Raw genomic sequence first — 14,965 nt, forward strand, 5'->3', positions numbered from 1 at the left:
ATGACCGCCGTCACCGCCGCACCGGCCGCGAGCCGGTTGCCCGTAGGCAAATTGCTGGCCTTCACCACGGCCGGATTTCTGGCCATCATCACCGAAACCATGCCCGCCGGGTTGCTACCGCAGATCGCCGGCGGGCTCCGCGTCTCCGAATCCCAGGCCGGTCAGCTCGTCACGCTCTACGCGCTGGGTTCGGTCGCCGCCGCTATTCCGGTGATCACCGCGACTCGCGGAATACGGCGTCGCCCACTGCTTTTGGCTGCGGTCGCGGGGATGGTCGTATTCAATGCGGTAACCGCCGTATCGTCCAGCTATGCACTGACACTGGGTGCGCGCTTCGCCGCGGGTATGTCGGCGGGCGTGATCTGGGGGCTCCTCGCCGGATACGCCCGTCGGCTGGTTCCCGAACATTCACAGGGCCGTGCGCTCGCGGTGGTCGGTGTCGGGCAACCGATCGCCTTGGCATTGGGGGTACCGCTGGGCACCTGGGTCGGCACGCTCATGGATTGGCGCGCGGCCTTCTGGATCACCGCGGCCTTGGCGGCGGTCCTGGTGGTGTGGATCCGTGTGGCGGTGCCCGATCAGCCCGGCCAGGCCGCACACGAGCGACTCCCGCTACGCCACGTGTTCACGCTCCCCGGTGTTCGACCGGTGCTCGCCCTGGTTCTGCTCTGGATATTGGCGCACAACGTCTTCTACACCTATATCTCGTCGTTCCTCGCCCGCTCCGGTCTACAGTCGCGCACCGATCTCATGCTGCTGATCTTCGGCGCGGCCGCTATCGCGGGGATCTGGGCCACCGGGGCATTGGTCGACACTCGGCTGCGCGCAACGACACTCGTCAGCCTGGGGGTCTTCGCGGCGGCGGCGATCGTGCTCGCCATCGCGGGCGGTTCGCCTGTCGCCGCGATCATCGGAATCATCGCCTGGGGCTTGGCCTTCGGTGGCGCTCCCACTCTCCTGCAAACCGCTATCGGCCGGGCGGCGGGGCCGGAAGCCGATCTCGCCCAATCGATGTTGGTGACGGTCTTCAACCTCGCTGTCGCGGGAGGTGGACTGCTGGGCGGGATTCTGTTGCAGAGCAACGGAACCCAATCCTTGCCGATCGCGGCGGCGGTCGCGGCGCTGGCAGCGCTGGTGGTCGCGGCGCGACGGTAGCCGATGGCGGGGTGCCGCGAGCTTGCGGGATGTTGTCTGCCCCGCGCGCGACCCGGCACAATGCCCGCATGATCACCGTTGACGCCATCTATCTCGATGGGCAGCAGCTCCCCGGTTCCCAGGCGACGACCTCCGCTCGCAATGAGCTGGCACCAGGGGCGTTCGCCTGGATAGGGGTGCGGGATCTCGACGATGCCGATCTCACCCGGCTGCACGCCGCGGTGGGATCGGATCCCGTTCTGCTGGCGAAAGCTCATCGGTCGCTGCAGCGTCCCGGATTGGAGGTGCACGGCGAGACCGTGATCATCGCCCTGACCACCGGTCACTACAACCCCGAGGACTCATCCCTCGAGGTATCGGACGTATTGATAGCCGTAGGAAGGGATTTCATCGTAACCATCGGCGGCGACCTCACTCCCCCACACTCCGACGCCGAACTTGCAGGCGGCCCACTAGCCGCCCTCCACATAGTCCTCGACCTCATCATCGACGACTACCTCTCCCTGCTCGACCACCTGGACCGAGAAATCAAACAGTTTGAGCGAGAAGTCTTCTCAACAAAAGGCGCCAACCCCGTAGAACAAATCTACCGCTTACGCCGCCTCCTGATGGAATTCGAACAAACCACCTCCCCCCTCGTAGACGAACCCCTAGAACGCCTGGTCCGCCGCCGCCTCCCCACCTGGATCACCCAAGACCCCTACAGCGCCAACGTAGGCGCCCAAGCCCTCCACGAAATAGACCGCCAATTCCGCCACATAGACACCCGCGTAACCGCCCGCCGAGAACTCCTCGACGGCATCCTCAACGCCAACCTCACCCAGGTAGGCATCCGCCAAAACGAAGACATGCGCAAAATCTCCGCCTGGGTAGCCACCGCCGCCGCCCCCACCCTGGTAGCAGGCATCTACGGCATGAACTTCCACACCATGCCCGAACTAACCTGGACCTACGGCTACCCCACCGCCCTAACCCTCATGCTCTCCCTGGCAGCCCTCGTCCAAGCCCTCTTCCGCCGCAAGGGCTGGCTCTGACGCCACAGCACCGATAGAGCGAGGCGGTGTCATCGACCATTCCGTGACGAGCGAGACCCTCCGTCCGCCAACGTGACTCAGGAAAACATACCGACAATGCAGTAGATTCTTGGCTAAACAGACTGTAGGTTGGTTTTCAGTGGGGTGTGCGGCGCGGATCGCCGCACCCTGCGAGCGGCGACCGAAGGCTCCCACAGGACGGGAGTTCAGACCGAGCCGTTCTGCCCCACTGCCCCGTCCCGACGCGGTGGAAAGACCACCATAAAGGGGGGTTTCGCATGGATGACGCGAACGCCAAAGCCGTTGCACCCAAACGCCTTCGAGGCAGGTTGCACCCGAACGCTGCTCGGACTCCCGTCGTCCGGCGACCCCAGCGTTCCTCGCGCGAAGAACGCCTACGCCAGTGGATCATCGCCCTTACCCCCATCATCACGACGGTATCGACCGCGATAATGACGATCCTTATTCGCTGACTCCGAACTGCAGCGGTAACCCGACTTCGTCGCCGGGTCGCCCTGGACAAGAGGGATTCGCTCATGTCCCAGGCGGCCGCGCTCATCGGACGGCATCCCGAAGGAATCACCCTCGCCAGACTAAATCCACATCGCCCGCACAGATGAAAGTGCAAGTGCAACAGTCAGTTACGCCCGCGTGGGACTTTCCGTGGATTAGTCGGTGGTCGCGGTTACCGTTGTGCGGGTAACTATTTCGCGAGTGTCGGGGTCGGGACATGAACGAATCTGCCGGAAGCGCCGATTGTTTCGCACAGCGGATGACCGCCGCGCTGGGACCCTTTGGTGAATACGTCGACATCGCCAGCGAGGACGTCTTCCAGACGTGGCAGAACAGGACCGGACTGTGCTGCCTGGTGTGTGGACGCCCCGCTGAGATCTACCACTCGAAGGTGAGGAACCTGTTCGTCCGTCACGGGAAGGGCTACGGGCCCAAAGGGACGGCCGCCCAGCGGCGTGCTGCTCGGGAAACCTTCCTGCACTACCGGTTCAAGTACTGGGTCCGCGACGAGCTCCGCGTCCGCGGTGTCGCCGCCGAGGTCGAGGTCGACTTGGGCGTCCGCAAACCGGACATTTTCGGCGAGAGTAGCGACGGTCGAGGCTATTCCGTCGAAGTCCAATGGTCGGACCTCAGCTACGAGAACGCGGCACAGCGGACCGCCGACCAGCAGACGGCCGGCGTGCACGAGGTGGTGTGGCTGACCCGCAACTGTGACTGGGTCGCGCGGCTACCCGCACTGGGCATCGCCTCCTTCGCACCGACCTAAGCGGATTACCGCGCTCATACCGGATTTCTCACCTACGACTCCCGTGCAGGCATGACCGTCACCGAAGTCTCGGTCCGCGAGTTCCTCAAACAGTGGGTCGCTGGCGAACTGGCATGGGCCAACAAAGATCACAAGCAAGCAGGGTGGGCCACCGTGACTGATTGGAAGCTGCGCACCGCAGCACAAGCCGACACCATCAAAGACCTCGAAGACCGTCTCGCAGCGACACGAAAGGCCCGCGACTCGTTCCGCGATACCATCAAGCAACAAGCCGCGCAGCTGCAGACCAAGCAGAACCAGATCGTTAACCAGGCACGGTCCATTGCTTCCGAGACCAGCCGCGCCGACACCGCCGCAGCCGAATCTTCGCGACTGGCAAGCGAACTCGAAACCACCCGCCAACAGTTCAGCCGAAAAATCGCGACCATGACCACGAAGCTGATGCGGCGGGCCTGGCTGATCGCGCTGCTGCTGATCGCCTTCACGATCCTGCTACTCATCGAGATCAGTTGAGCCACAACAGCATCGATTGGCACGCCTCAATGTCGACGTATTCGTACACCGCGCATCGGTGCGCCATCCCATCAACCCTGGCGAACCGCGGATCTAGACCACGAGCAGCCGCGGCACCCCCAGGAATTCATTTCGAGGAGGAACACGATGGCTGCCAGGAACTGGTATCGCGCCCGCTGCAGCGACTGCGGAGAGTGGGTCGAGCAGAAACAGGGATTCTTGTTCGGCCGCAACAACAATGTGGTCCACGAGGACTGTGTCTGCTGGTCCTACGGAGTCGCCCACGACTACTACACCGACGGCCCCCGCCCGATCCGATCAGTGCCGCTGCAGCAGGATGACCAGCAATGAGCGACCTACGGCGGGAACTCGAGGACGCCATCGCCACTCTGGGCCGCGATTCGCTGACCGCTGTGAACTAGGCCAGCTCCACGCCCGCGCGGACGCGCTATGGAACAGCGCTTGGCACGACGCGCTGTCCCTAGCATTCTCCGCACTCCGGAACGACCCGACCGGCCGGAACTTCCCGACCGCCCCGGTGTCGTTGTCGCACTGCATCAACCCTCCATTGGAGTGACATACCTAGTGCGGCCATAGTGGTCCACCGCATGTTCCAGGGACGAGAGTGCCCGTTCCGGATTGTCGTCTAAAGCTCCTGCTGTGGCGGCGTTGGTACAGGCCATCTTCCGACGCAGGGATGGGTTTGACCGAGATGGTCAGCTGCGGGCGTCCCAGAGGGCCGAGATCGGGATGGCCCGGAACTTCGGACCGAAGGGGAGCGTCTCCGTTCCGGTGTAGAGGACATATCCGGCAAGTAGATCGCCGCCCAAACGGTCGGCCAGGTGCCGCAGGCCTCGGAAATCATCGCCGCGCACCGTTGCGGCGGCCTTGACCTCAATCGCGATCACCTCGCGGCGATTGTTCTCGAGGACGATGTCGACCTCGACGTTGTCTCGGGTGCGGTAGTGATACATCCGGGCGTCTTGATCGGACCATGTGAGCTGACGAGCGAGCTCAGCGGCGACGAAGCCTTCGAGTAGCGCGCCCAAAGGGCCGTCTATGGCGCGCAAGGACCGGAGGTCGGCTCCGCACAGGTGGGCGGCGATACCGGAATCCACCATGAATACCTTCGATGTCGCGAACGCTCTGGTGGTGAGATTGCGCGACCAGGCTGGAATCCGCTTGATCAGGAAGACTTCTTCCAGCAAGCGCAGATATCGGGCGACAGTGTCTTTCGGCAGGCCGAGTTCACTGCCCAAGGTTCCCGGAACCAACAGCTGACCGGACCGTGCCGCGACCAGATTGGTCAAGGCGAACATCTCCGTCGTGCGCTCGATCTCCGAAAGTTGCATCACGTCCCGGTTGATGAGGTCCGCGACATAGGACGAGAAGAATCGGGACCGCCGTTTTCCCACTCGCGCAACAGCTTCGGGAAATCCGCCGCGAAGTACACGTTCTATGTATCCGTCCCGCGTCTCCGCACCGCTGAACTTCAATTCCGGACCACGCGTGAAGGCGAGATCGATGAATCTGTCCGGCGCACCATCGATTTCGCCCTGAGACAACGGCCAGAGCTCGATCGTCTCCATACGCCCCGGTAACGCGTCCGGCACACTGCGCAGAGCCATCACATGCGCTGATCCGGTCAGCAGAAATCTACCGGGCCGACCGTCTGCGTCGACCCTCTCTTTGATTGCCAACAGCAGTTCCGGAACCCGCTGCACCTCATCGATCACCAGCGGTGCGGCACTGTCGACGAACTCGGTCGGGTCGTACTGTGCCGCGTGCCGCGTTTCCGGCCGATCCAGACTCCGCCACTCGGCATCGACTTCCCGCCCGATCCGGGATACCAGGGTGCTCTTGCCGCACTGCCTGGCTCCGTTGATCAGGACAACACGCGTATCTGCCAGCGCTTCGTGCACGGCCGAATGCGCATGACGCGGCAAGATTCGGCCGATAGGCGAAGAGGAGAACGACGAGGTCACACATCAATAATGACACAGTGTGAGCGCGAATTGCCGCTGATTATATGCGCGCTTTGCCGCGGCACCCTTGCGCGGATTGCCGCCACTGTCCTGCGCGATTAGCCGCACAGGCCGCGCGCATTCCGCCGTAGGCTTTCACAAGTCGAATGAAATACGAAAATAGCCGGTCCGAAGACCGGCTATTTTCACTCTGTCGGGCTGACAGGATTTGAACCTGCGACCACTTGACCCCCAGGTTCGCAGCCAGACCGTTTGCGCACGTCGCACACGTCAAGCGTGCCAGCCGAGTTCCCTGTCACCAGGCATTGTTCGCTCTCGCGCATGCCGTGTGGCCACCGAATGGCCACCACGGTCGTGCAGTTCGATTGAAGGCGTTGGCGGCGTTGCAATTGGCTGAGGGCCGGTTTGGGACCGCACGGTTAGACAGTCACGCTGTGGAACATCGCGAAGCGGTTCAGACGGCCAGCTGCACTTTCCTTACGCACCTGTGCACGTTTGAGGTCCCAATGCCCTTCCGGGTGAAGGTCGGCCAGCTTGTCAAGCAGGATTTCGCTGAACAAGGGCGCATCGTCTATGTGATCCATGAGGACGTGGTGCGTGTTGTCTGTGAACTCGGTAGCAATCCGGTCTGCAAGTTGGTGCGCCGTCGCAGGCAGGTTGGTTGCGAGGTGCTCGAACAGTCGAACTGCGGCCGTCTTGGGCTGACCAGGGGCGATGGTGTATGTAAGTGCTTCGTACGCATCCGCGTCGTCCGTCAGAGCCCTGAAGAACGCACCTTTCCTGGGATGCGTGTCCACAACGACTGCGTGCAGCAGGAGGATAGCCGCCGCTGGATGGTCGGCGAGCATGCGCTTCAACAGCGTGATGACAGGCGAGTGCATCGGCACGGCACGGGGATTGTGGCGCGGCATTCGGTGCATGGCGTCGACGTCAACCAAGGCGCTGGCGATCCATCGCAATGGTGGATACTCCTCAGGCTGAGGGGTCGCGAGGTCGACAGGCAACCAGTCTGCAAGAGCACGCTCAAGCAGCACACCGGCGAGGTATCCATCCTGACTGTCGATCATGCGGCGCCAGAACGATGAGATGTTAGGTAGACAGGCCACGAATCGGCCGATGCTGAGCGCGGCTTCAGCAGGTAGCGCAGCCACCTGCTGCGATACAAGGACCAGGTCGAGGTCGTCGAGCGCCCACAACAACATCTCTAGATCATCGTGTGTGGCCGCACCAGTATCGTCGTCCTGGAGTCGCACTTCAGTACAGATCCAGCACAAAATCTGCAGCACGGAATCTGTGGTCATATTCTCGAAAACCCTTGCAATGGAACGCAATACAGGCTTACCGTACTTGTTCCCGAGATCGAACAACGCGGTGACGCAATGATTGACACATTGGTGCTCACCGGCATCATGAAGCGCCAGCAGTAGCTCGGCCAGCCGATGTGGCCCGCGGACTGTCTCGCTCATGGCGATGCCGAAAATCAGGCGTTGGAACGATCTGCTGCACCGAGGGCGCTCATACTGGGCAGCCTGGTCAAAATCGTCCTTATTGGGCCGATGCCAGGATCTACGAGTTCCACCCGCGATTTCCTCGTCGGCCTCGACTCGGATCTTGAGTTCACGCACTAGGCGGCGCGTCTCGCGTCGTTGCTCCAACAGCGCGACTATCCGTTTACCGGCCACGAGATCAGGGTCCTGGTCTGGCCCCGAGGTCGGCTCGACTGTTTCGACAGCTTCATGAGCGGACATCGAGAGGTTACTGACCTCACCTATTGCGGCAGCGGATTGCTCATCACGTTCACTGATCGCGCGCACGACGTTGGCTGCCCGGTGTGAGTCTGTGCAAGCGAGAGTGTCGAGAAACAGCCCAACCCCGAACCTGTCGACTGCTGCGATGTCGATCAGCGCTGCTGCCAACACGCCGTCATTCCCGGGGAAATGCTCATCCAGGGCGGCGATGGCCTCGTCCTCACGGGCGTTTTGCAGGAGGTCGCGCAACCACTTTGTTCGGCCGCGGACTTCAGCCCCACCAGCGTCGAGACTGCCCAATATTGCTTGGTCGCTGCCGAGGATCGGTGACCACAGTTCAGGGCCAGTCGGGTAAACCGCCCTACACAGTGGCTCTAGCTCTTTGTGCAGTTCGATGGGGTCGATGCTCAGTGCGGACGCGGCCGATTCCACGATCCCGCGGTACACCTCGTGCGGCGGACCGGACTTGCGGCTCATCCGGTCATGGAACTGGGGCGGGGTTAGCTTCAGCCCGTGTTGCCGGGCAACTACAGAAGCTGTGAGTCTCGCTCGATTCATCAGCAGGTTCAGCGCGACGACCAGTGCTTTGACTTCGTCCGGCATCCACGACGGAAGTTGCTCGGGATCCGTGATGCGTGGTCTCCCACCACGGTTCCGATTTGCCGTATTTGTCTCCGCTTGCGGTTGTGAAGTGCTCACGGGTCGTTGAGTTTGACCGAAAACCCAAGCAGCCGTGCCGAAAACCGTAGAAGTTTGCCCACAAACCCGGATGTTTGCCAGATGGCCGAGAGTTCACGGAGTTTTCGGGGTGGACCGAAAACCCTTTCGCAACATTCAATTTCAGAGCAGTCGACCAACCCCGGTCGGTGCACCGGATCGGATCGGTTACCACGGTTTCGCAGCCCAGGGTGCCGATCCGATCCGGGATTGTCCCTACGGAACGAAGGACCCTTTGATCGTGCCTCCTAGACCCACTGATCCGGAAGACCCAACGCCAGATCTGGTGGAGGGTCCCATCCAGCTGGACCAGAGCGAGCACCGCCACAGTCGCTTGCGGACCATTCTGGACGTGTTGGTGCTCTTAGTGATCATCGCCGCCATGCTGGCCTTGGTAGTTGTCGCGCGCGCCGACACGCAGAGCATCGCCGCGGCGACAGCGTTCACGATCGCTGTGTACGGACTTTGGTTCAAGTACCGCTCATGATGAAGCGAGACAGTCCTTGAAACCTTGAAGGCGACGGCCAAGCCGGGAAGGCTCGCCCAGCTGATGCTGGGCGAGCTTTCCCCTGGCGTGCAACGACTTTCGATGTCAACCATCTGCCTGGTTGCTCCAGGATGGAGCCCTTGCCTACCGGCGGACAGGAATCGAACCTGCGATCTAGGGATTAGCACAAAGCATCGCTACTTGACACAGCTATTCGCTGTCAACTGCTACCGAAAAGCCCTGTGTGCCTGGTGATCTGGCCGACTCTTGGTCATCTTGCGCAACCCAGGGCAACTTCGGAAAACCGCGACGGGCGACGAATTCGGTGGGGGTTTGTGGGGTATAGTAGAAGACCCCTCCCGACCAGGAGGGGTTCTTACTGTCGGGCTGACAGGATTTGAACCTGCGACTATTTGACCCCAGATTCGTATCTAGATCATCTACGTACGTCACATACGATCCGCCCGTTCTCCGGCGTTCCTGCGACTAGGCATTGTTCACGCCCGCGTATAGCGCACGGCGACCAATTGGCCACCATGATGGTGCTGGATCGGTACTGCAGTAGTGCCCATTCAAAGCAGGTTGTATACGCGAAACCTGTTACTGCGCTGGGAGACTTTCACTACGAGTCTTTCATCCCGAGGACCCTGACCGGCCGCCGCAACCCAGAACGAGTTTGATCCTTGCTGCCGTGGTTGCAGGCTGGTTCAGTGGAGGTTGTCGAGCCAGGGTGTCTGGCTCTCGGATGGAACAACGGAACCGCTACTGCGGTGGGGAAATCGAGGGAGACATGGAGCCTCTGACGACGATTGTTGCCACGGCTGTTGCGGTCGGGGCAGCGGCAGGGTTGAAAGATTCGGCGAAACAGGCAGTCGTTGATGCTTACAGCGGCTTGAAGGGCCTGATTACTAGCAGGTACCGCGGCGTCGACCTCGGAACCGTCGAGACGAAGCCGGAATCGCTGTCCAAACGTGAGTCGCTGGCTGAAGACCTCGATGACGCTGGCGCTGGAGAAGATCTGGAATTGCTTGCGGCGGCACAGGGATTGATTGCGATCGTGCGCGCAAACGCGCCTCAAACGGGACCAGCGGTAGGTGTCGATTTGGCGAGAGTTGAGGCTGAGGCATTGCGGATCAGCGATGTCGAGGCATCCGGTACCGGCGTGCAGGCAGTCGACAGCACGTTCCACGGCAATATCGACATCAACAATGTGCGGGCCGGAATTCAGGGGCCGCTGGACCCTCCTGTGACGCGACGGGAGTAAACCCAGCCACAGTCGCGTCGAATTTTCCACCCACCGTTGTCTTGTCGGGTGTGTCTGCTGGCGGGGACGTCACATTCAATTATGGCCAGCCCCCATCGAGGGCCGCACTATCTGAGCTGGTCGAAGTGTTCGGCGACGGAGTTCTGCCTACCGTGGCGGAGTCCGACCCCTATCTGTTGGGTGTCACACCCTCGGCCTTCGGTGAAATCGGCCTTTATGGGCAACGCGACCCATACGTGGCGCGCACGCGCAATGAAGTCGATGCTCGCTTGGCGTCGGCAATGGTCGACGGGAGCTTTGTCCTCGTTACCGGATCTTCGAAGGCGGGCAAGACCCGAACACTATTCGAAGCCGTCCGTGCCCACCTGCCAGCGGCGCGCTTGCTCGCCCCCACGCCAGGATCATTGAGCCAGCTCGCCGCCCATCCGGAGCTCGCTGAATCCTATGGACAAATTGTGGTGTGGCTCGACGATCTTGATAGATTTCTGACTCACGTCGATCCTGTCACTCCAGCGATCCTGGCGCGACTAACGGCTCGCCAAGAGCACACGGTGGTAGTCGCCACGTTGCGGTTGGAGGCACGTGATCGATTGCGTCGCAACACTGGTGAACTTACGCGTGACATCAGAATCCTGCTTGGCAGCGCCGTTGCGATAGAGCTTGGCTCAACGAGCGAGGACGACCAAGAGCAGACAGCCGCAGTAGCCGCCTATCCAGACCAAGAACTCGGCAAACACGGGCTGGGAGAAGCGTTGGCCGGTGCGCCGGAACTATTGGCCCGCTACCGCGATTCCTGTTACAGCAGCCCACCGCTATTTGCGGCGATCCGAATCGCCATTGATTGGGTACGAGTTGGGCGGCCCGATCCCATCCCAGAACCAGTTCTAGTTGAACTCGCCACCGAGCTGGCGGGCAGGCTCCACCCGGAAGCCGAGATCACAAAGCAGCAAATTCATGCTGCTATCTCCGATGCTCGTACACCGCCTGTCGGTGCCGGACGTGTCGCCGCTTTGTCGACAATCCGGCTTGGTAGCCATGCGAGAGGCTATCGTCCGTTTGACTACCTGGTTGCATGGGATGACGGACAACAGCATGCAGCGCGTCCCATCTCTGACGCTTTTTGGTACTCCGCGGCAGAAAGCGCCGATCTAGCAAACTTATTCGCAATTGGATTGGCTGCACGTCAGCGCGGCAGGGTGACTGTAGCTTCACGGCTGTTCCGAACTGCTGCCGAGGGCGGTCTCCTGGAGGCAATGTATGTCCTTGGAGTACTTTGTCACGAGCGCGGCGATGACAGCGAGGCCGAAAGATGGTATCGGCGTGCCGCTAACGCCGACTTCGATAAGGCGATGCTCGCGCTCGGAGCGCTGATTGAGCGACGTCGCGACTACGATGGGGCTGAAGAATGGTACCGACGTGCAGCGAACCTCGGCAACACTTCCGCGATGAAACGGCTCGGGTCGTTACTCCAGCGATACGACGACGTCAACAGCGCCGACGACTGGTATCGCCGCGCTGCGCGTGTCGGTGACCTCCGCGCGGCTACTTTCCTGATCGTCAAAAACGGTCTTCGCTGGTTGCATAGTGATCTGGATGATCAGGCGAATGCAGATGACGATACTAGTCACCGCGATAACACCGATCGCGACGACTTGACTGCGATGTTGGACCTAGGGGAGCTCGTCAGGCTGCAACGAGCTAACCGTCGTGAACCTACCACGGCCGTGCGGACGCTCAGTGCACTCGTCGAAAGCCGACGGAGCAGGGGCGTGGATCTGGCAGAAAAAGAGGTTCGGCTCCAGCAAACCGCGGCCGACGGGGACCTAGTAGCCATGAGAGAGCTCGCTTGCCTCGCCGTGGATCGTGACGACCTTGACGAGGCTGAATTCTGGTTTCGCCGAGCAGCCGAGAACGGCGGCGAATCGGAGTTTCTTGACTTGGGAACGTTTCTCGATTTGCAACGAGGCGATTCTGCTGAAGCTGGAGTTTGGCAACGCAAGGCCGGCGAGGCTGGATCCCTGGTCGGGAATGTGTACATCCAGATCTCGGAGGAACGCGGCGAGCATACGGAGGCCGAGCATCGGTTGCGTAGGGAGAGCGATGCGGGAAACTCGACGGCAATGGTTAACCTCGGAGACCTGTTCCAGGAGCAAGGAAAACTCGCCGACGCCGAAATCTCGTACTACAAAGCTGCAGACCGCGGAGATCTTGTAGGGATGCTCAGGCTTGTTTTCCTCCTCCACCAGCGAGATGGCCTGGGCGAAGCCGAGGCACGATATCGCCGCCGAGCCGAACTCGATGATCCGATCGCCATGTCCAACCTCGGGGCCATCTGCGAACAGCGTCAAGACGCTGAGGGCGCCCTGCGCTGGTATCGCCAGGCAGCCGAACACGGAATCGCATATGCGATGCTTCGTATCTGGGCTCTATTGGAGACGGTATTCGAGGATCCAGTCGAAGCCGAGCCTTGGCTTCGACTGGCTGCCGAGGCCGATATTAAGGACGCGATCTACCTACTGGCGTCCAAACTTGATCGAAGGGGAGACATCGTCGAAGCAGAATATTGGTATTGCAAGGCCGCCGAATCGGGAGACTCGTTGGCGAAGTATCGCCTACGAGAACTTCTGGAGCAGCGCGGCGACTCCATGGATGCGGAGAAGTGGCGCCGCAAGATGGAAGACGACTAGCTGTGGTGCCTCATGACGTTGTTCCACTATGTCGATCTGTTGGGGTTCCAGCGGCAGATGCGCAGGAGCAGTGATTTCGACGTCGGTGATCCGGAGGGTTCAGAGTGGGACGCGGCTGATTGGTGCCCATGTGCCTGTGCCGGCGAGCGGGCGGTCGTAGTTGTTGTGGAAGTCCGCGACCAGCGCGGCACCAACCTCATGAGATGCCACAGCTCGATGCTCTCAGGGTGGTACCGAGCTCAGTCCGACGCCGGTGTCGGCCAAATACGTCGTCTACCGTCTTACTTATTTGCGTTAGAACCGAGCGCCTTGCATATTACCCGCAGAGAACAGAAATATCGTCTGTGTCTTTATGTGGACGATCGATCGTTGTCGGCGGGCTAAAACCAGTCGGCCATCTGGTCCCAGCATGGGCGTTTCCAACGAAACGGGCTTTATTGATATTCTTCGCTAGATCTGAGCGCGACTCTTCAACAAAGAAGGCTTCTGAGATGTCCACATTCCCGAAGCAGGTTCCTGTCAAATCTGTCCCCCGAAAGTCAGCGCCCCTCAGATTTCCGCCGATGAATCTAGCGTCAGTCAAATTGGAATCAGTGAAGTCTGCGATTGTTAAATCAGAATTTTGAAACCATACACCTGTGAGATTCACGTGGGTCAGAAAGGAGTTCACCATCGTGGCGTCTATGAAGGTCGTAACTCCGATTTGGCCACCAGAAAAATCGGTTCGATTTAGATTCGAGTTGATGAATTCTATGTTGCGCAGATCCGCACCTCGCAAGTTGGCGCCTGGCAGGCAGACGGAGTCGATTCTTGCGATCGGGGTATCACCGAACTGATTTCGAGTGAATATTACTAGGGCGGCCGCAACGTCTTCGGATATCTGATTGTCGGTGTGATTATCGCATGACTTCGAATCCTTTGTGTGCGCATTGATTTTTATGAAGGCGGCTAAAACTGAGAATATCGCGCTCCGCATTTGCGGGGAGTCTATGGAGAGTTGTTCAAGAGAGTAGATACCTCCTATTCGCGCATTCAGGCCTCCGCTGTCCAAGGCTGCTACGGCCTTGTTGAACTGGTCCGTGAGAGCTACGCGCCTCGTCGCCTCGTTCTGAACAGTGGTCGCCTTCAACGAGTTATTGGTGAAGTAGAGCCCTGCCAGTACGCCGACAGCAGTCACGATCGCGCCGAGCTTCAGCCAACCATCCCACGTCGCAGCTTTCCCTATGTCTCTTCCCAAGCGGTTAAGGCGGCTCGGTTCGGGCTCCTGTTCTGGCTCAGGGGCTGGCGGTGGTGGAGGAAGAGGAGTCTTCCAGGCATCTATGAGGCGGCCGAGGCGTCCCTGGGGCGTGGGCATGCTCATCGTGCAATGATCTCAGCAAATCGTCTGCGGGGCAGCGGCTCTGAGATTGTGATGCGGGCTGGCGGGATGGAGCTATGCAGCACGGGATCCGAGCGTAAGTCACCGAGGTCGCGACAACGAGGTTCCGCTGTCATCTCCGTTGGTGGCCGCAGTGCCGGTGGATTCGGGCAGGCGTACGCGATCTTCAATGTCGCTGGCTCCGATTTCCGATGCGCACCGAATGCGGAACGGATGCACAGTGGATGCGCAATGAATGCACACAAGTTGTGCGATGAAAGTGCGATATGAAATCGCTGTGATCTGGGGTGTTTGGTGGCGGCCCGTCTCCTGCCTGACCCCCACTCTCTCCCGCTTCGCTGAAGAGAGTGGGGGTCAGGCAGAAAACAAACCACCACCAAACAGTTGAGAGCAGAAGATCAAGAAGAAGAGGGAAGAGGGAGGACCACAAGGAAGGGAGACCACAAAGGAGGGGACCACAAGAGGAGGGGCTTGGCATGGCACGGTGCGTTGGGAGCCAAGCAAGTTGGGAGTCGGAACCACAAAGGGAGGGTTGCGTACGCGGAGTTCCGTCAAGTACCGGGACGGATTCCATACCGACCACAACAAGAAGGGTCGCCTCTTACGCGGGGACCGGAGCGTCACCTCTTACGCGGGGACCGGAGCGTCACCTCTTACGCGGGGACCGGAGCGTCACCTCTTACGCGGGGACCGGAGCGTCACCTCTTACGCGGGGACC

Annotated in this window: 11 protein-coding genes; 8 read left to right on the forward strand and 3 right to left on the reverse strand. The window is 60.6% G+C overall.

All coding sequences use genetic code 11. The features are described 5' to 3' along the window. From ACFC4D_RS04250 to ACFC4D_RS04270, 5 genes are all read left to right on the forward strand, one after another. Nucleotides 1–1,155: an MFS transporter gene (locus ACFC4D_RS04250; protein ID WP_376061745.1), complete on the forward strand. Its 1,155-nt coding sequence runs from the start codon at nucleotides 1–3 to the stop codon at nucleotides 1,153–1,155. A 68-nt stretch (nucleotides 1,156–1,223) separates the two neighbouring features. After that, nucleotides 1,224–2,189 (forward strand): magnesium and cobalt transport protein CorA, encoded by a 966-nt coding sequence (locus ACFC4D_RS04255; RefSeq protein WP_376061746.1) that lies wholly within the window; start codon nucleotides 1,224–1,226, stop codon nucleotides 2,187–2,189. 730 nt (nucleotides 2,190–2,919) lie between these two features. Beyond that, complete coding sequence (locus ACFC4D_RS04260) at nucleotides 2,920–3,468, forward strand: hypothetical protein (protein WP_376061748.1); 549 nt, start codon at nucleotides 2,920–2,922, stop codon at nucleotides 3,466–3,468. A gap of 51 nt (nucleotides 3,469–3,519) precedes the next feature. Further along, complete coding sequence (locus ACFC4D_RS04265; protein WP_376061749.1) at nucleotides 3,520–3,981, forward strand: hypothetical protein; 462 nt, start codon at nucleotides 3,520–3,522, stop codon at nucleotides 3,979–3,981. Nucleotides 3,982–4,128: 147 nt separating this feature from the next. Further along, the gene (locus ACFC4D_RS04270; protein WP_376061751.1) at nucleotides 4,129–4,332 is read left to right on the forward strand and encodes a hypothetical protein; all 204 of its coding nucleotides are present in this window, start codon (nucleotides 4,129–4,131) and stop codon (nucleotides 4,330–4,332) included. Between the two features lie 365 nt (nucleotides 4,333–4,697). On the opposite strand, the gene ACFC4D_RS04275 is transcribed toward ACFC4D_RS04270, so the two are convergent. Beyond that, on the reverse strand, nucleotides 4,698–5,927 hold the full coding sequence (locus ACFC4D_RS04275; protein ID WP_376061752.1) for an ATP-binding protein: 1,230 nt from the start codon (nucleotides 5,925–5,927) through the stop codon (nucleotides 4,698–4,700). Nucleotides 5,928–6,385: 458 nt separating this feature from the next. Further along, nucleotides 6,386–8,317: a hypothetical protein gene (locus ACFC4D_RS04280; protein ID WP_376061754.1), complete on the reverse strand. Its 1,932-nt coding sequence runs from the start codon at nucleotides 8,315–8,317 to the stop codon at nucleotides 6,386–6,388. Nucleotides 8,318–8,522: 205 nt separating this feature from the next. Here ACFC4D_RS04280 and ACFC4D_RS04285 point away from each other — a divergent pair, with 205 nt between their 5' ends. The 3 genes from ACFC4D_RS04285 to ACFC4D_RS04295 all read left to right on the forward strand — a co-directional run bounded on the left by ACFC4D_RS04285 (nucleotide 8,523) and on the right by ACFC4D_RS04295 (nucleotide 12,869). Then, the gene (locus ACFC4D_RS04285; RefSeq protein WP_376061756.1) at nucleotides 8,523–8,918 is read left to right on the forward strand and encodes a hypothetical protein; all 396 of its coding nucleotides are present in this window, start codon (nucleotides 8,523–8,525) and stop codon (nucleotides 8,916–8,918) included. 745 nt (nucleotides 8,919–9,663) lie between these two features. Continuing rightward, on the forward strand, nucleotides 9,664–10,182 hold the full coding sequence (locus tag ACFC4D_RS04290; protein WP_376061758.1) for a hypothetical protein: 519 nt from the start codon (nucleotides 9,664–9,666) through the stop codon (nucleotides 10,180–10,182). 152 nt (nucleotides 10,183–10,334) lie between these two features. After that, a complete protein-coding gene (locus ACFC4D_RS04295) occupies nucleotides 10,335–12,869 on the forward strand; it encodes a tetratricopeptide repeat protein (RefSeq protein ID WP_376061760.1) in 2,535 nt (844 codons plus the stop codon). 316 nt (nucleotides 12,870–13,185) lie between these two features. Here ACFC4D_RS04295 and ACFC4D_RS04300 read toward each other — a convergent pair whose 3' ends face one another. After that, nucleotides 13,186–14,229: a pentapeptide repeat-containing protein gene (locus ACFC4D_RS04300; protein WP_376061761.1), complete on the reverse strand. Its 1,044-nt coding sequence runs from the start codon at nucleotides 14,227–14,229 to the stop codon at nucleotides 13,186–13,188. Nucleotides 14,230–14,965: the final 736 nt, after the last annotated feature.

This window comes from Nocardia sp. NPDC056000 (genome assembly GCF_042269265.1).
Lineage (GTDB): Bacteria > Actinomycetota > Actinomycetes > Mycobacteriales > Mycobacteriaceae > Nocardia.